Source organism: Oscillibacter valericigenes, assembly GCF_021531915.1.
In the GTDB taxonomy this organism is placed as follows: Bacteria; Bacillota; Clostridia; order Oscillospirales; family Oscillospiraceae; genus Oscillibacter; species Oscillibacter valericigenes_A.
This window is the reverse complement of record NZ_JAFBIV010000001.1, coordinates 233990-250145: the sequence shown is the minus strand read 5'-3', so window position 1 is coordinate 250145 and position 16156 is coordinate 233990. Positions and strand designations below refer to the sequence as shown.

The window sequence follows — 16156 nt, the reverse complement described above, 5'->3', positions numbered from 1 at the left end:
CTCTCCTTCTCAGATCTCCGGCGCGAAATTGCCGTTGACGAACACGGGGACCTCTTTCCCCTCATGGGTAGTTCCCACGATGGAGAGGTCCGGGGTGCCGATCATGAAATCCACATGGGTGATGGAGTCGTTCAGGCCCCGGGCCTTCAGCTCGTCCTTGGTCATCTGCTGGCCGCCCTTCAGGCAGGGATACGCCTCGCCGAAGGCGATGTGGCAGGCGGCATTCTCGTCGAACAGGGTGTTGTAGAACAAAATCTTCTGGTTGGAGATGGGGCTGTCGTAGGGCACCAGGGCCACCTCGCCGAAGTAGCTGGCGCCCTCGTCCACAGAGATGGCGCCCTTCAGGGCCTCCTCGCCGCGCTTGGCGTGGGCCTCCACAATTTTGCCGTCCTTCACCACGAAGTGGAAGCCGTCGATGATGGTGCCGTCGTTCACCAGGGGCATGGCGGAGTATACCACGCCGTTGACCCCGGTTTTCAGGGGGGAGGTGAACAGCTCCTCCGTGGGAATGTTGGCAATATATTCCTGACCTGACAACGTCACGTCGTTGCCCGCCTCCCAGATGTGGCCCTCGGGCAGCTCCACCGTCAGGTCGGTGCCCAGGGAATTGGTGTAGTGCAGGGACTTGAAGTTCAGGGCGTTCAGTTTCTCCATCCGCTCATGGAGGGTGGACAGATGCTGCTGCCACTTCTCCACCGCCTTGCCGTCGCCGCTGATGCGGACGGCTTTGAAAATGGCGTCCCACAGCTGCTCCATGGCCTGGTCCTCACTGACATCGGGAAAGACGGTCTTTGCCCAGCTGGGGATGGGGATGGAGGCGATGCACCAGGGGAAGCCGCTGCACATCTGCAGCCGGTCAAAGTCCTTCAGGGCCTTGCCGCTGGCCTGCTGGGCGCGGATAATGCGTCTGGAGTCCACACCCTTGAAATTCTCCGGGTCGGAGGCGGAGATGGCCAGGTAAGCGGCCCCCTCCAGGGCGTAGTCGTTGAAGAAGTGGCGGCGCCACAGTGCCACCTCGTCGAAGATGGCGTCGTCGGCCTGGAGGTACTTCATCCGGGCCATGGCGTCATCGTGCCAATTCATGACCACTTCCTTGCAGCCGATGGCATAGGCCTCCTGGGCGCACATCCGGGCAAAGTAGGCGCACTCCACCGGAGAGGAGATCACCAGCCGCTGGCCCTTCTGGACGTTCAGGCCCACCTGAATCAACAGTTTTGCGTATTCCCGCAGTTTTTCATCCATGAGATGCTTCATCCTTTCGCAGATTTTTCAATGATGTGATATTGTAGTGCAAATTGCCGCCGAAGTAAAGAAAAGGACGGCGAAACGCGCAGTTTTTACAGTTTGGACATGAGTTTGGACATCAGTTGGAGGTCTTCCGCGGCGGCCGCGGCTCCTTACGAAGGCTGATGAGGGTGCCGTTCAGCTCCGCCCCCATGATGAGGGCCGTGGCGCTGAGATTCAGCCAGATCAGCAGGACGATCACCGTACCGATGGAGCCGTACAGCAGGGAGTAGTGGGCCATGTGCTCCACGTACCAGGCGTACAGCCAGCTCAGGCCCATCCAGGCCGCCAGAGCCGCCAGGGTCCCGGGCCAGATGTTCCGCCAGGGCTGGCGGCCGTCCTGGGCCAGGGCGTACAGAAGGAATAGGGCAAAGTAGCCCACCACTGCCGCCAGGGGGAACCGCAGCTTGGCCCACAGCTCCGCGATGAAAACGGGAAGGCCGAAATTGGCCACGCAGTAGGCCAGCAGCCGGTCGCTGACGCTCATGAGCACCAGGGTCAGGGCGATGGCGGCAATGAGCAGCACCGTGTACAGCAGGGTCTTGAGCACCTGGACCACACCGTGGGCCGGGCCCAGATGGTAGGCCGTCCGCACGGAGCGCATGAGAGCGTTGGTGGCCCGCATGGGGAAATAGATGGAGAATACCAGACCGAACACCAGCAACTGGGGGCTGGGGCTGCTGCCCACATAGGTCAGATAGACCTCCACCACATCCACCACCTGGGCCGGCAGGAACTCCCCCAGGGCCCTCAGGATGCCCGCCACATCCAATTGCAGCAGGCCCAGCAGGGCACTGAGGAAGATCAGAAAGGGAAACAGCATGAACAGCAGGTAAAAGGCCAGGGCCGCGCTCTGGGCGCCCACGTTATGCCGCAGATACCGGCGGGCCAGCAGATACACGCCCCGCAGGAAGCGGTTTTTCGGCGGAGAAAATGCTTTCACGGCGCGGACCTCCTTTCTTCCCGAAACCGGAGCATGGCGATTTATTCCCATTTTGCCCAGATATCGGGACAATACCCGACAGTTGCTTCTTTGCCGTTGCGGACGATGGGGGTCTGGAACAATTCCGGGTGCTCCAGCAGCTTTTTCTCCTGGGCGTCCGGGGTGATATAGGCCATGAACAGGTCCTCGTAGGCCCGGCATTTGGTGTTCACCAGGGCATCGAAACCAACTTTCTGCTTGACGGACTGGTACTCCCGGGGGGATAATCCCTTTGAGGGGACGTCGATATACTGGTACTTGATGCGGCGCTCCTTAAACCACCGCTCCGCCTTCTTGGTGTCGAAGGACTTGGAGGAACCGAAGATCTGAATATTCATAGGGAGAACTCCTTACTTGTCAATTGGAGGGATTTTGATGACAGATGCAGTGAAAAAGCTGAAGGAACTGGTGGACAGCTCCCACAACATCGTGTTTTTCGGCGGGGCCGGGGTCTCCACGGAGTCCGGCATCCCGGATTTCCGCAGCACCGGCGGCCTGTACCATCAGGAGTGGAAGTATCCGCCTGAGACGATTTTAAGCCATACCTTCTACGAAAGCAACCCCGAAGAATTCTTCCGCTTCTACCGGGCCAAGATGCTGGCCCCGGAGGCCAGGCCCAACGCCGCCCACTACAAGCTGGCGGAATGGGAGGCCGCCGGGAAGCTGAAGGCCGTGGTGACCCAGAACATCGACGGGCTCCACCAGGCCGCCGGCAGCAAAAACGTGCTGGAGCTCCACGGCAGCGTCCACCGCAACTACTGCGAGCACTGCCGGACCTTCTACGGCCTGGACCACATTCTGGCCACCACCGGCGTCCCCCGCTGCCCCTGCGGCGGCATCATCAAGCCCGACGTGGTGCTCTACGAGGAGGGCCTGGATCAGCAGACGCTGAACAAGGCCATCCGGGCCATTGCCGAGGCCGACATGCTGATCATCGGCGGCACCTCCCTGAATGTCTACCCCGCCGCCGGTCTCATCAACTATTATCGGGGTCACAAGCTGGTACTCATCAACAAATCCGCCGTGGCCCAGGACCTCTCCGCCGGGCTGGTCATCACGGACCCCATCGGGGAAGTGCTCTCCCAGCTGTGAGTCTTTGTACAAAACGACAAGTGTCCGCCCCAAAACGACGCCCTCCGAAGCCGGGGAGCGTCGTTTTTCACAAAGGTCCACCCATTATTTGCAAGGGCTTGTTTTTATCATGCAAAATTTCAAAATTTTTTCCTGATTTTTAGCAGTTCTCCCATTGAAAATGAAAGTACAGCGTGGTAATATTGCAACATCATCTGTTTAAAGCGGAGAGGAGACCCTGCCATGATCTGGAGAGAGAACCGGGAAAACGCCTACTGTGAGATCACCCCTGCCATTCTGGCCCTGAAGGAGCAGTGGGAAAAGAAAAACTACATTGACCCCCGTCTGTACAAGGAGTACAACGTAAAGCGCGGCCTCCGCGACGAGGACGGGCGGGGCGTACTGACCGGTCTGACCCGCGTGGCTGAGATCCAGTCCTACAACGTCTATATGGACGCCGCCGACCGGGAGCACATCACCCCCGCCGAGGGCGTTCTGTACTACCGCGGCATCGACTGCCGGGACATTGTCAAGGGCTCCGCCACCCGGGGCCGCTACGCTTTCGAGGAGGCCGCCTACCTGCTGCTTTTCGGCGAGCTGCCCACGGAGGAGCAGCTGAAAGACTTCTGCGTGCAGCTGTCCTCCTACCGGACCCTGCCCTCCAACTTCTTCCGGGACGTCATCATGAAGGCCCCCTCCCAGGACCTGATGAACACCATGCAGCGCAGCATCCTGACGTTGTTCTGCTACGACGACAAGCCCAACGACATCGGCCTGGAGAACGTGCTGCGTCAGTGCCTGCAGCTGACCAGCAACATGCCGGTGCTGGCCATCTACGCCTATCAGGCCTGGCGGTACAGCCTTCCCGGCGAGAGCCTGTTCATCCATGTGCCCAAGCCGGAGCTTTCCACCGCCGAGAACTTCCTGCGGATGCTGCGGGAGGACTGCAGCTACACGGAGCTGGAAGCCCGGGTCCTGGATGTGGCCCTGGTGCTCCACGCGGACCACGGCGGCGGCAACAACTCCACCTTCACCAACCACGTGGTCACCTCCTCCGGCACGGACACCTACTCCGCCATCACGGCGGCTATGAGCTCCCTGAAGGGTCCCCGCCACGGCGGTGCCAACAACAAGGTCATGTCCATGATGGCCGACATCAAGCTCCACGTGAAGAACTGGGACGACGAGGGCGCCGTGGCCGACTATCTCACCAAAATGCTCAACAAGGAGGCCTTTGACCGCAGCGGCCTGATCTACGGCCTGGGCCACGCCGTTTACACCAAGTCCGACCCCCGCTGTGAGGTCTTCCGGGACTATGTCCACAGGCTGGCGGCAGAAAAGCACCGGGACGCCGAGCTGACCCTGTACGCCAACGTGGAGCGCATCGGCAAGCAGCTGCTGATGGAGCGGCAGCACAAGGACGCCATCGCCACCAACATCGACTTTTACAGCGGCTTTGTCTATGACATGCTGGGCCTGCCCATGGAGCTGTACACCCCCCTGTTTGCCGTGGCCCGGATCGCCGGCTGGAGCGCCCACCGCATGGAGGAGCTGACCTCCGGCAGCAAGCTGATCCGCCCCCGCTACGAGTGCGTGGAGGACTTCCGCCCTTACACCCCCATGGAAAAGCGCTGACCTTTCCCGCCCGGATGGCATCATCCGGGCGGTTTTTCGCCTGTTTCCCCCGGGAAAACCGTCTTTTCGGAATTTCTGAAAAAATCGAAAAATGAGGCTTGACAGAACGGTGTCTTCTCGCTATAATAATCAAGCAGTCTTTTCCGGGGAGCTTCATTTGCGGCTGTGCTGGAACTGGTAGACAGGCCAGCTTGAGGTGCTGGTGTCGTATCGACGTGTGGGTTCAAGTCCCGTCAGCCGCACCACTTCCTCTCAGAAGGCTCCATATATGCGCGCGAGTGGTGGAATTGGCAGACTCGCTAGATTCAGGTTCTAGTGTCCTTTACGGACGTGCGGGTTCAAGTCCCGCCTCGCGCACCATATTCCCTCTGGAATGCAAATTCCGGAGGGTCCCCTTCCGGGGTCTGAATTGCATATTGATACGCGCGAGTGGTGGAATTGGCAGACTCGCTAGATTCAGGTTCTAGTGTCCTTTACGGACGTGCGGGTTCAAGTCCCGCCTCGCGCACCAAAAAAGAAAGACATCCTTCGGATGTCTTTCTTTTTTAGCTCGTGGGGGTGTGAAGAATCCGCCCCTACCGGGGTCCCCGCGGGAACCCGGCGCAGCGGTTCCCGTGGGGATAGGAGCCGCAGCGGAGCAAGCGAGCTTTCGCCGTCAGGCGGAAGCGAGGGATGCGCAGCTTGCGGCGACGCAGTCCCGCCTCGCGCACCAAAAAAGAGAGACATCCAACGGATGTCTTTCTTTTTTAGCTCGTGGGGGTGTGAAGAATCCGCCCCTACCGGGGTCCCCGCGGGAACCCGGCGCAGCGGTTCCCGTGGGGATAGGAGCCGCAGCAGCAACATCTTTTTCACAACCCGATATGCCGGAAGCTGTTTGTCTCAGAAATAGAACAACTCCTCGAACTTTTCATCCAATGCAATGCACAGAACAAGCGCCAGCTTCGCCGTCGGACTAAACTGCCCGGTCTCAATGGAACTGATGGTGTTCCTTGAAACGCCAACCATTTCGGCAAGAGCCGCCTGGGACAGCCCTTTTTTTGTTCTCGCTTCCTTGATCCTGTTATGGAGCGTCAGTGAATCTTCCATCGATGTTACCCTCTCAAACTCATTGCAAATCCGATTGCGAAAAATACGCATAATCCATAATAGCATACTGTCACGAAAATCTCATGGCGCTTTTTCATTTTGATTGACTTTACGAGAAAAATCGTCCCCAAAATACTGAAATTGACGACCCAGCATCCCCAGTTGACGGTTTTTGTGAAGAACCACTGCAGTGCGCAAATCAGGCAGCAGACCAGGCATCCCACCGTATAGGCCACTCTGCCGGCTTGCTTTAAGTACTCTGCTTCAACAATATCCTGATTTTTGTTTTCTTTCCTGCTGGCAGCTAAGATCTCTTCTTTATTCATACTTGCACCTCCATGCCAAGTTTTCTTTGCAGTTCAATCATAGCACTGCCAAGTTTTATTGTCAATAGTATTTGCAAAGTTTTGTTGGCAAATCGGTTGTGAGCGGACGAACCAACCCCGGAAGCACTTCGGATAAAAGAGACCCCCGGCTGCAGCATTTGACATCAGCCCCTCCCCTGGTTATAATAAAAAACGATAACTGATTCTAAATTGAGGAGGGCGCGGCATGACCTTTCAGCAGTTGACTTACGTGGTGGAGATCTCCAAGTGCGGCTCTATCAACAAGGCAGCCCACAAGCTGGTGCTGTCCCAGTCCGGCATCTCCTCCGCCGTCCGGGAGCTGGAGGAGGAGCTGGGCATCCAGTTCTTCGTCCGCAGCAACCGGGGCGTGGAATTCACCCCCGAGGGCAAGGAATTCCTCAGCTACGCCATTTCCCTGCTGGAGCAGAAGCAGCGCATTGAGCGGCTCTATGAGGCCCGGGACACGGCGGCTCCGGCCCGCTTCTCCGTCTCCACCCAGCGGTATCCCTTCACTGAGGACGCCTTCCTGCGGATGCTGGACACCGCCGGGGACAGCCGCTTCCACTTCTCCATCAAGGAAACCGGCATGGATGCCGTCATCGACGACGTGTACGACCACCGGGCTGATGTGGGCGTCATCTTCCTGACGGAGCTGACGGAGAAGATGATCCGCCGCCTGCTGGACGCCCGGGAGCTGGAGTTCCACGAGGTGGCCGCCGTGGCCCCCTGCGTCTATGTCCGGAAAGGCCATCCCCTTGCCAGCCGGGACGCCGTCAGCGAAAAGGACCTAGAGGGGTATCCCTACGTATCCTTTGAGCACGCCCAGGGTGTGGCCGCCGATTTTTCCGAGGAGTACCAGATGATGTCCATGAAGCGGCCGGACCGCTGTATCAGCGTCAACAGCCGGGCCACCATGATGAACGTCCTGGCCCGGACGGACGCCTTCACCACCGGCAGCGGCCTGCTGGTGGAGAGTTTCATCAGTCAGGCGGTAGTGACAGTGCCCCTGGAGGGCAAGAGCCTGATCCGCATCGGCTGGATCGTCCCCCGGGGCGGCAAGCGCTCTCCCCTGACGGAGCAGTTCGTGCGGCTGCTGGAGGAGTCTGTGCAGGAGTCCATCCGCTTTACCGCCCGGATGCACCAGTCCCTGACAGAGCGCCACGACAACTGAGAAAAACACGCCCGGACTCTTTCGGTCCGGGCGTGTTCTGTTAAGGGAGCAATCTTTGCAGGCCCAATAATATCAGCAAAAATCCCACGTTGGCCATGGTGAACCAGCCCAGGTAGCGATTCCGGAGACCGGGAGCGTTCCGGGCGATCTGCTTGTAGGAGATCAGGCTGGCCATGGAGGCGATCAGGGTGCCCAGGCCGCCCAGGTTAGTGCCCACCAGCAGGGCGGCGCCGTTTTCCGTGAAGCCGGACAGCAGCAGCGCCGCCGGAACGTTGCTGAGACACTGGCTGGCCAGCACGGCGCAAAGCACCTCGTGGCCCGTCAGGAGCCGCCGGAACAGGGCCCGGAACACCTCCAGCCGCCCCAGGTTCCCCACGAACAGGAAGAAGCCCACAAAGGTCAGCAGCAAGGCGTAGTCCACCTTCCCCAGCACGGGCCGGTCCGCCAGCAGCAGGGCCGCCAGCACTGCCAGAAAGGCCGCCCACACAGGCACCCACTTGGCCACCGCCCCCAGGCACAGCAAAAACAGCGCCAGATAGAGCCACAGTCTGCGGTCTCTCCCCGCCGGGACAGACCGGAAGTCCGGGATGGACAGGGGCCGGGACCGGGTCAGCAGCAGGCACAGCCCCAGCAGTACCGCTGAAGCTGCGGTCAGGGGCAGCATGGTGCAGAAAAACGTTCCCAGGGTCAGGCCGTACCGGGAGTAGAGATACAGGTTCTGGGGATTCCCGATGGGGGTGGTCATGCTGCCCAGATTGGCGGCGATGGTCTGGAGCACCACCACCGGCACCAGCCGGTCCTCCCTATCCGCCAGCCGCAGCACCTCCAGGGCGAAGGGGACGAAGGTGATGAGTGCCACGTCGTTGGTCACCGCCATGCTGGTAAAAAAGGGGAGGAATATCAAGGCTCCCTCCAGCTGCCGGGTGGTGGCCGTCCGGGCCAGCAGGGCCTCCCCCAGCCGCCGGAACAGCCCCAGGCGCTGCAGCCCCGCCATGACGGCCATCAGGGAGAACAGCAGCATCAGGGTGTTCCAGTCGATGTAGTCCAGATACCCGCCGTCCGGCGGCACCAGGAACATGGTCACCAGAGCCAGCACCCAGGCCGCCGCCAGGACCGTTTCGTTTTTCAGAAAATTCAGGATATGTTTCATTCTTCCACCGCCATTTCCGGTTGGATATGGTAGCACAGGCGGGTGAAAAATGCAACCTCGCCATGGTTTTCTTTGGTTATATCTTTTGGACTGACCATGTGCCGGTTCTGGACCCACCGTCCAAACGCCGGAAAGGCTCCATCCCTTCGGACAGAGCCTTTCCGCCAGTTCGCCAAGCCGGAATTTTTCTACATTATCCACTTCAACCGAACAGGGTATATTTCAATAACGAAATGGACTTCATTTATCTGTGTGGACGGATGAGTATCAGCGACATCCACATTTACAGAACCTATGACTGTTTTGACAAAATCATCAGGCTCTCCGCAAACGATATACTGGGCAGATATATACTCGATATACCCCGCTTCATCTGGTTCAAGAGGCATGGTTTCAAACGGCTTTTCTATATCAATTCCTAACGAAAAAAGATATGCAGCAATTTCCGGGTAGGTGGCTTTGATTTCACGGATATAGTTTTGACAATATGCACAGTCGCATAAGTCACGATTGCTGATCCGCTCATAATACGATTTTGTTCCTTTAATATCCAAGTGCAACACCTCCGCAAATCCCAATTTATTGAGGTCATCATACCATACTGTACAACAAAGCAGGGCTGCGAACCGCCGGAGCTTTGGAGACCCGTCCGAAAGGCGAACGATCCGGTCCCTGCCAAAACAGAGGACCCGCTGTGCAGGCGGGTCCTCTGTTGATTCAGTCTTCTTTTTCCGCCTTCAGCAGGAGCTTTTTGGCCTCCACGCCGGACTCCGCCACGTCGTATTCCCAGTTCCAGGGGTCCTTGCGGCAGGTACGGTCCGCGTAGGGCACGAAGATGGACAGCAGGCCGAAGGCCGCCAGCACCCAGCAGTACCACATGTAGGGCACGATCTCCACCGGGCTCATGGCGATGCCGTAAGTGGTGGTGGTCAGGGCCGCCGCCATCAGCAGCTGGGCGCCGTAGGGGATGATGCCCTGGAATACGCAGGAGAACACATCCAGCAAAGATGCCGTCCGGCGGGGGTCCACCTGGTACTCCCGGCTGATGTCCCGGGCCACATTGCCGCAGAGGATGATGGCAACCGTATTGTTGGCGGTGGCACAGTCCGCCAGGGACACCAGCGCCGCCATGCCCACCTGGGCGGACTTGTTGCCCCGCATCATGCCCCGCAGCTTTTCAATGAGCCAGACGATGCCGCCGTGATGGGCGATCAGCTCCGACAGTCCGCCGCAGAACAGGGCCAGGAAGAACACCTCGCTCATGCCGGTGAAGCCGTTCCAGATGGCCTGGGCATAGGTGAAGATGGTCAGGTCCCCGCAGGCCATGCCGATGATGCCGGCGGCGAAGATGCCGATGGTCAGGGTCAGGAACACGTTGATGCCGATGACGGCCAGGGCCAGCACCAGCACATAGGGCACCACCTTCATCAGTTCAAAGGAGCGGGGCTCCATGGCAGCCGCGGTCTCGGGCCGGGCGCACACCAGCAGGATCACCAGGGTCACCAGGGCGGCGGGCAGGGCGATGAAGAAGTTGACCCGGAACTTGTCCCGCATCTCGCAGCCCTGGGTCTTGGTGGCGGCGATGGTGGTGTCGGAGATCATGGACAGGTTGTCGCCGAACATGGCGCCGCCGGCGCAGGCGCCCAGCATCATGGGCACGCTGAGGCCGCTCTCGGCAGCCAGACCCACGGCGATGGGCACCAGGGACGTGATGGTGCCCACGGAGGTGCCGGTGGCGGTGCCCAGGAAAGCGGAGATCACGAACACGCCGGCGGTCAGCAGCTCCACGGGGACCAGAGACAGGCCCAGGTTCACGGTGGCATCCACGCCGCCCATGGTCTTGGCCACGGTGGAAAAGGCGCCCGCCAGAATGTAGATCATCAGCATGGTCAGCACGTTTTCATTGGCGGCGCCCCGGGCGAAGATGGAAAACTTCCGGTCGATGCTCTCCCGGCCCATGCAGAAGGCCGCCAGCACGGCGATGAACATGGCGGTGACGGAGGGGAACTGGTAGAAGGCCATGTCCTCCCCCCTGGCCTGCAGATACAGGCCCGCCCCCAGATAGATGACGATGAAGATCAGAAACGGAAGCAGCGCCAGACCGCTGCCCTGTTTTTTCAGATCCCGATTCATGGTAAAAACTCCTCTCTCTTCTCGTTTGTCGTGTCTGACCATTATAGCAGGACATTCGCCCCTCCCGCAACCGTTTTTTCGCATATCATTGACTTTTTTCCGGTTTTCCGCTATTATTCTTACGCTATACCAATATAAATCAAGGAGGAACACATCATGTCCGCTCTCGATCTGAACGCTCTGCTCGGCACTTCCTTCGTGGGAATGACCGTGGGGGAAATTCTCTCCGCGCTCCTGACCCTCATTGTCTGTCTCATCGTCATCAAGGCTGTTCTGAAACTCACCGGCCGCCTGCTCTCCCGGTCCAAGCTGGACGCCCGGGTGCAGAAATACATTCAAACCGGCATCAAGCTGGTGCTGTACATCATTACCGTCGTCATTGTGGCGGAAAGACTGGATGTGAACATGACCTCCCTGGTAGCCCTGCTGTCCGTCGGCTCCCTGGGCATCACCCTGGCCGCTGAGGACATTCTGGGCAACGTGGCCGGCGGCCTGGTGATCCTGTCCTCCCACCCCTTCTCCATCGGCGACTTCATTGAGGCCTCCGGCGTCAGCGGCACCGTGCAGGAGATCTCCCTGAACCACACCAAGGTCATGACCCCCGACGGCCTGCTGGTGATGCTGCCCAACAAGGAGCTGTCCGGCTCCAAGGTCATCAACTACACCGTGCTGGGCCGCCGCCGCGTGACCCGGAAGGTGACCGCCTCCTACGAAGCCTCCACCGAGGACGTGAAGGCCGCCTGCCGGGACGCCCTGGCAAACACCCCCAAGGTCCTGGAAGATCCCGCCCCCGCCGTGTACCTCTCCAATTACGGCGAGAGCTCCATTGAGTACACGGTGTTCTGCTGGTGCAACGCCGCCGACTACTGGGACGTGTACTTCGGCCTGGGGGAGAACCTGCGCACCGCTTTCGCCCAGAAGGGCGTGGAGATGACCTACGACCACCTGAACGTCCACATCGTGGAGAACAAGGGTTGACAAACCCGAGGGTCCTCTCTATAATATTTTCCAAAGCAATGATGGAGAGGGACGGAAGGACCGTACTTTCAGAGAGCCGGCGGGCGGTGCGAGCCGGTGGGAACGGCTTCCAGCTCCTATGGCTCCTGAGCCGGAGGTTCGAGGGCGCGCGGCGCCGGTAGGGCCTTCCCGCGTACGCTGCGTCAGTGCGAAAGGGTTGTTGGACCCGGAGTGGCGCCCGCTGTGAGGCCGGCGCAATTTGAGTGGTACCGCGGAAGCTAGATACGGCTTTCGTCTCAAAGAAAACCTTTGGGACGAAAGCCGTTTTTTCTTCCCTTTTCTTGAAAGACTGTAACGACACTTGATTTTGCAAAGCAAAATCTTAGTGGAGTACGTCCTCACAGAGGGAAATGGAAAAAAGAACTTTCACGCGCTCTCGTCTCCGCATCTCATTCCGGCCTGCCCCACGGCAGTCGGAAACTGCATATTCTCTGAGAGCGCTGAACACCGAAAGGAGATCATCAACATGAGCAACTACCGTCCTGAAACGATCTGTGTCCAGGGAGGCTACACCCCCGGCAACGGCGAGCCCCGCCAGATCCCCATCGTCCAGTCCACCACCTTCAAGTACGCAACCAGCGAGGACATGGGCAAGCTCTTTGACTTGGAGGCCAGCGGCTACTTCTACACCCGTCTCCAGAACCCCACCAATGACTACGTGGCGGCCAAAATCGCGGAGCTGGAGGGCGGCACTGCCGCCATGCTGACCTCCTCCGGTCAGGCGGCCAACTTCTTCGCCCTGTTCAACATCGCCTCCTGCGGGGACCACATTGTGGCCTCCTCCAGCATTTACGGCGGCACCTTCAACCTGATCTCCGTCACCATGGCCAGAATGGGCATTGAGACCACCTTCGTGGCCCCCGACTGCACGGAAGAAGAGCTGAACGCCGCCTTCCGGCCCAATACCAAGTGCGTCTTCGGCGAGACCATCGCCAACCCCGCCCTGACGGTGCTGGACATTGAGAAGTTCGCAAAGGCCGCCCACAGCCACGGCGTGCCCCTGATCGTGGACAACACCTTTGCCACCCCCGTGGGCTGCCGGCCCTTTGAATGGGGCGCCGACATCGTCACCCACTCCACCACCAAGTACATGGACGGTCACGGCGCCGCTGTGGGCGGCGCCATCGTGGACTCCGGCAAGTTCGACTGGATGGCCCACGCGGACAAGTTCCCCGGCCTGTGCACCCCCGACGACAGCTACCACGGCGTTACCTATGCCGAGAAATTCGGCAAGGAGGGCGCCTTTATCACCAAGTGCACCGCTCAGCTCATGCGGGACTTCGGTTCCATCCAGTCCCCCCAGAACGCCTTCTATCTGAATCTGGGACTGGAGAGTCTCCACGTCCGCATGGCCCGCCACTGTGAAAACGGGCAGGCCGTGGCGGAGTTCCTGGCGCAGCATCCCAAGGTGGAGGTCGTCCACTACTGCGGCCTGCCCGGGGACCCCTACCATGAAGTTGCCAAAAAGTATCTACCCCATGGTTCCTGCGGCGTGGTGTCCTTCGAGCTGAAGGGCGGCCGTCCCGCCGCCGAGGTGTTTATGAAGCATCTGAAGCTGGCGGCCATCGAGACCCACGTGGCCGACGCCCGCACCTGCTGCCTGAATCCCGCCACCTCCACCCACCGCCAGATGACCGAGGAGCAGCTGATCGCTGCCGGCGTCCCCGCGGGCCTGGTGCGCATGAGCTGCGGCCTGGAGAGCAAGGAGGACCTCATCGAGGACATTGCCCAGGCACTGGAAGCCATTTGATGTAATGCGCTGCACCAGATAACCGGCGAAACGGAGGACTTTGACCTATGCCCATCAAAATTCCCAACCAACTGCCCGCCACCAATACCCTGACGGCGGAAAACATCTTCGTCATGACGGAGACCCGGGCCATCACCCAGGACATCCGCCCCCTGCAGATTCTCCTTTTGAACCTGATGCCCACCAAGGTGGACACGGAGACTCAGCTGGCCCGGGTGCTGGGCAACACGCCACTGCAGATCGAGCTGGAGCTCATCGCCCCCATCGGCCACGTCTCCAAAAACACCTCCCAGGCCCACATGCTGGCCTTTTACAAGTCCTTCGACGAGGTAAAGGACCGCACCTTCGACGGCCTGGTCATCACCGGCGCGCCGGTGGAGCTGATGGAGTTCGAGGAGGTAGACTACTGGCCGGAGCTGTGTGAGATCATGGAGTGGTCCAAGACCCACGTCCACTCCACCCTGCACATCTGCTGGGGCGCCCAGGCGGGTCTCTACTACCACTACGGCATCCCCAAGCGGGTGCTGGACCACAAGCTCTTCGGCGTCTTTCAGCACACGGTGGAGGACCCCAACTACATCCTCTTCCGGGGCTTTGACGACACCTTCTGGGTCCCTCACTCCCGAAACACCACCGTGGACCGGGCGGATATTGAGGCCGTACCAGAGCTAAAGGTCCTGGCGGCCTCCCCGGAGGCCGGGGTCTACGCCGTCAAGACCGACCAGGGCCGCCAGGTGTTCCTCATGGGCCATGCGGAATACGACCGGGACACCCTGCGGAAGGAGTACATGCGGGACCTGGCTGCCGGGGTGGACATCCAGATCCCCCAGCACTACTTCCCCGGCGACGACCCGGAAAAAATGCCGGTAATGAACTGGCGGAGCTGCGCCCACCTGCTGTACGCCAACTGGCTGAACTACTGCGTGTACCAGACCGCGCCTTACGACATCCGGGACATCGAAAAAGGCGTCCGCACCGACGACTAAAGCAAAAAAGTCACCGCTTTTCATGGAAAAGCGGTGACTTTTTTGCTCACTTTTGATGGTTTCGGTCCGCTTCGATCAGCAGCTTTAACGCCTCCACGGCCACCTTGACGGAGTTGGTCGTGTCCTCGTCTCCCCATGGGACAAGTCCCATGGGGACCCCTCTGCTTTCACGCAAATCGCCCGAAATGAATTCGGTCGATTTCAAGGTTTTGCCGCCAGCAAAACGCTTGACGCCGGACTCCCGGCGTGATTCACTCGGACACTTTATTTCCCAACCTTCCGGTCCGATTCGATCAGCAGCTTCAACGCCTCCACGGCCACCTTGACGGAATTGGCCGTGTCCTCGTTCATCTTCTGGTCCAGGCCGGCGGCCTCCCGCTCCTGGTTCCAGATCACATGGAAGCAGGAGCCGCAGCGGCAGCCCAGGGCCGCCGCCACTACGAACAGGGCAGCGGACTCCATCTCGCTGGCCTTGACGCCCAGCCGCTTCCAGCTCTCCCACTTGGCCTGCAGTTCATAGAACACCGGGGACTTTTCCGGGCTGTGCTGACCGTAAAAGCTGTCCTTGCACTGGACCACGCCGGTGTGCAGGGGCAGACCCAGGGCCTTCGTAGCCTGAGCCAAGCAGTTGGTGACCCCCAGGTCCGGCACTGCCGGGAACTCGATGGGGGCATATTCCAGACTGGTATGCTCGTAGCGGACGGCTCCGGTGGCCACCACGATGTCACCGGACTGGACGCTCAGGTCGATACCGCCGCAGGTGCCGGTACGGATGAAGGTGTCTGCGCCGCAGTTGTAAAGCTCCTCCATGGCGATGGAGGCCGAGGGGCCGCCGATGCCGGTGGAGCAGGCGGTCACCTTCTCCCCCAGCAGATACCCCGTCCAGACGTTGTACTCCCGGTTGTAAGCTACCCGCTTTGCGTCGTCAAACAGCGCGGCAATGGCGGGGACCCGGCCCGGGTCGCCGGGCAGGATGCAGTACCGGCCCACGTCACCGGGAGCGCAGTGGATGTGAAATTGCTTCTCCAGTTTTTGCATAGCAAGCACCTCGCCTTTCATCATTCCGGCATTTCTGCCAGGTTTTTCAGGGTCTCTCCCGTCAGGCGGTAGACCGTCCAGTCGGACATGGGCTCCGCCCCCAGGGAACGGTAAAAATCAATGCTGGGCTTGTTCCAGTCCAGGCACCACCACTCCATGCGGCCGCAGTCCCGCTCCCGGGCGATGGCCGCTAAGCGCTGCAAAATAGCCTTGCCATACCCCTTGCCCCGGTGCTCCGGCAGGACGAACAGGTCCTCCAGATACAATCCGGAGCGGCCCAGGAAGGTGGAGAAATTGTGGAAAAACAGGGCAAATCCCACCTCTTTTCCATTCTCCAGAGCAAACAGAACTTCGGCGTTCTTCTTCCGGAACAGCTGGTCCGCCAGGGTGTCCTCGTCCGCCACCACCTGGTCCAGCATCCGCTCGTAGTCCGCCAGCCATTTGATAAAGTCCAGGATCAACGGGGTGTCCCGCTCCTCCGCAAAGCGAAAGGTCAGTTCCATCAC

At 59.9% G+C, this 16156-nt stretch carries 16 protein-coding genes and 3 tRNA genes; 9 read left to right on the top strand and 10 right to left on the bottom strand.

Annotated features, from left to right (window positions below; genetic code table 11):
* Positions 1 to 9: 9 nt before the first annotated feature.
* The 3 genes from JQM66_RS01145 to JQM66_RS01135 form a co-directional block, all read right to left on the bottom strand.
* The gene (locus JQM66_RS01145; RefSeq protein WP_235227982.1) at positions 10 to 1242 is read right to left on the bottom strand and encodes an aminopeptidase; all 1233 of its coding nucleotides are present in this window, start codon (positions 1240 to 1242) and stop codon (positions 10 to 12) included.
* 121 nt (positions 1243 to 1363) lie between these two features.
* Positions 1364 to 2227, bottom strand: coding sequence for a YihY/virulence factor BrkB family protein (locus JQM66_RS01140; protein ID WP_235227981.1), 864 nt, complete (start codon positions 2225 to 2227; stop codon positions 1364 to 1366).
* A 41-nt stretch (positions 2228 to 2268) separates the two neighbouring features.
* Positions 2269 to 2604 (bottom strand): arsenate reductase family protein, encoded by a 336-nt coding sequence (locus JQM66_RS01135; RefSeq protein WP_235227980.1) that lies wholly within the window; start codon positions 2602 to 2604, stop codon positions 2269 to 2271.
* Positions 2605 to 2641: 37 nt separating this feature from the next.
* On the opposite strand from JQM66_RS01135, the gene JQM66_RS01130 reads away from it, so the two are divergent.
* The 5 genes from JQM66_RS01130 (at position 2642) to JQM66_RS01110 (ending at position 5483) form a co-directional block, all read left to right on the top strand.
* Positions 2642 to 3358 (top strand): NAD-dependent protein deacylase, encoded by a 717-nt coding sequence (locus JQM66_RS01130; protein WP_235227979.1) that lies wholly within the window; start codon positions 2642 to 2644, stop codon positions 3356 to 3358.
* 222 nt (positions 3359 to 3580) lie between these two features.
* Entirely contained in the window at positions 3581 to 4972 is a 1392-nt protein-coding gene (locus JQM66_RS01125; RefSeq protein WP_235227978.1) for a citrate/2-methylcitrate synthase, read from the top strand.
* 159 nt (positions 4973 to 5131) lie between these two features.
* Positions 5132 to 5217, top strand: a tRNA-Leu gene (locus JQM66_RS01120).
* A gap of 27 nt (positions 5218 to 5244) precedes the next feature.
* Positions 5245 to 5332: transfer RNA gene (locus JQM66_RS01115), tRNA-Leu, on the top strand.
* A 63-nt stretch (positions 5333 to 5395) separates the two neighbouring features.
* A tRNA-Leu gene (locus tag JQM66_RS01110) sits at positions 5396 to 5483 on the top strand.
* A gap of 368 nt (positions 5484 to 5851) precedes the next feature.
* On the opposite strand, the gene JQM66_RS01105 is transcribed toward JQM66_RS01110, so the two are convergent.
* Positions 5852 to 6058 (bottom strand): helix-turn-helix transcriptional regulator, encoded by a 207-nt coding sequence (locus JQM66_RS01105; RefSeq protein ID WP_235227977.1) that lies wholly within the window; start codon positions 6056 to 6058, stop codon positions 5852 to 5854.
* 5 nt (positions 6059 to 6063) lie between these two features.
* On the bottom strand, positions 6064 to 6384 hold the full coding sequence (locus JQM66_RS01100) for a DUF6442 family protein (RefSeq protein ID WP_235227976.1): 321 nt from the start codon (positions 6382 to 6384) through the stop codon (positions 6064 to 6066).
* Positions 6385 to 6610: 226 nt separating this feature from the next.
* Here JQM66_RS01100 and JQM66_RS01095 point away from each other — a divergent pair, with 226 nt between their 5' ends.
* Positions 6611 to 7576, top strand: coding sequence for a LysR family transcriptional regulator (locus JQM66_RS01095; protein ID WP_235227975.1), 966 nt, complete (start codon positions 6611 to 6613; stop codon positions 7574 to 7576).
* A 40-nt stretch (positions 7577 to 7616) separates the two neighbouring features.
* On the opposite strand, the gene JQM66_RS01090 is transcribed toward JQM66_RS01095, so the two are convergent.
* The 3 genes from JQM66_RS01090 to JQM66_RS01080 form a co-directional block, all read right to left on the bottom strand.
* Positions 7617 to 8726 (bottom strand): SLC13 family permease, encoded by a 1110-nt coding sequence (locus JQM66_RS01090; protein ID WP_235227974.1) that lies wholly within the window; start codon positions 8724 to 8726, stop codon positions 7617 to 7619.
* Between the two features lie 188 nt (positions 8727 to 8914).
* Positions 8915 to 9289 (bottom strand): hypothetical protein, encoded by a 375-nt coding sequence (locus JQM66_RS01085; RefSeq protein WP_235227973.1) that lies wholly within the window; start codon positions 9287 to 9289, stop codon positions 8915 to 8917.
* Between the two features lie 154 nt (positions 9290 to 9443).
* Positions 9444 to 10859, bottom strand: a complete 1416-nt coding sequence (locus JQM66_RS01080) for a Na+/H+ antiporter NhaC family protein (protein WP_235227972.1) — start codon at positions 10857 to 10859, stop codon at positions 9444 to 9446.
* A 156-nt stretch (positions 10860 to 11015) separates the two neighbouring features.
* Between JQM66_RS01080 and JQM66_RS01075 the strand changes: the two genes are divergently transcribed.
* From JQM66_RS01075 to metA, 3 genes are all read left to right on the top strand, one after another.
* Positions 11016 to 11837: a mechanosensitive ion channel family protein gene (locus JQM66_RS01075; RefSeq protein ID WP_235227971.1), complete on the top strand. Its 822-nt coding sequence runs from the start codon at positions 11016 to 11018 to the stop codon at positions 11835 to 11837.
* Between the two features lie 505 nt (positions 11838 to 12342).
* The gene (locus JQM66_RS01070; RefSeq protein ID WP_235227970.1) at positions 12343 to 13626 is read left to right on the top strand and encodes an O-acetylhomoserine aminocarboxypropyltransferase/cysteine synthase family protein; all 1284 of its coding nucleotides are present in this window, start codon (positions 12343 to 12345) and stop codon (positions 13624 to 13626) included.
* A gap of 47 nt (positions 13627 to 13673) precedes the next feature.
* Positions 13674 to 14612, top strand: coding sequence for a homoserine O-acetyltransferase MetA (metA, locus tag JQM66_RS01065; RefSeq protein WP_235227969.1), 939 nt, complete (start codon positions 13674 to 13676; stop codon positions 14610 to 14612).
* Between the two features lie 264 nt (positions 14613 to 14876).
* Here the strand turns inward: metA and udp are convergent, their stop codons facing one another.
* Together udp and JQM66_RS01055 are read right to left on the bottom strand one after the other, a co-directional pair.
* Entirely contained in the window at positions 14877 to 15650 is a 774-nt protein-coding gene (udp, locus tag JQM66_RS01060; protein WP_235227968.1) for a uridine phosphorylase, read from the bottom strand.
* A gap of 20 nt (positions 15651 to 15670) precedes the next feature.
* A complete protein-coding gene (locus tag JQM66_RS01055) occupies positions 15671 to 16153 on the bottom strand; it encodes a GNAT family N-acetyltransferase (RefSeq protein ID WP_235227967.1) in 483 nt (160 codons plus the stop codon).
* Positions 16154 to 16156: the final 3 nt, after the last annotated feature.